The sequence below is a fragment of the Bacillus sp. SIMBA_074 genome (assembly GCF_046534555.1).
Taxonomy (GTDB): Bacteria; Bacillota; Bacilli; order Bacillales; family Bacillaceae_G; genus Bacillus_A; species Bacillus_A mycoides.
Genome location: NZ_JAWRYM010000779.1, coordinates 1 through 258 on the forward strand (window position 1 = coordinate 1; position 258 = coordinate 258).

Annotated in this window: 1 protein-coding gene; it reads right to left on the minus strand. The window is 46.1% G+C overall.

Translation table 11 applies throughout. The features are described from left to right. A partial coding sequence (locus tag SB773_RS32885; RefSeq protein WP_410594608.1) for a hypothetical protein occupies positions 1-215 on the minus strand: 215 nt, incomplete at its 3' end. Between the last annotated feature and the right edge of the window lie 43 nt (positions 216-258).

Sequence of the window (258 nt, forward strand, 5' to 3'; positions counted from 1 at the left end):
GTCTGAGGTTGCTGGTAAATGCTGCTAACACCATAAGCACGGGCTTCAGCGTGAACCTGCCGCCAGGGTAAATGCTCCAGTCCGAGTAATTGCTTAATTAAAGCTACCTTTTCCTGTGATGCCACACTGGCATAATAAATTGCTTTCAGCGGTAGTTTTGCTAAATTCTCGGGCGCAAGCTGCGGTAAAGCAGTGACTTTACCTTGTTTAACCAATGCTGCTTTTTCTCGGGTGTTCCCAATGTCCAACAATAAGTAC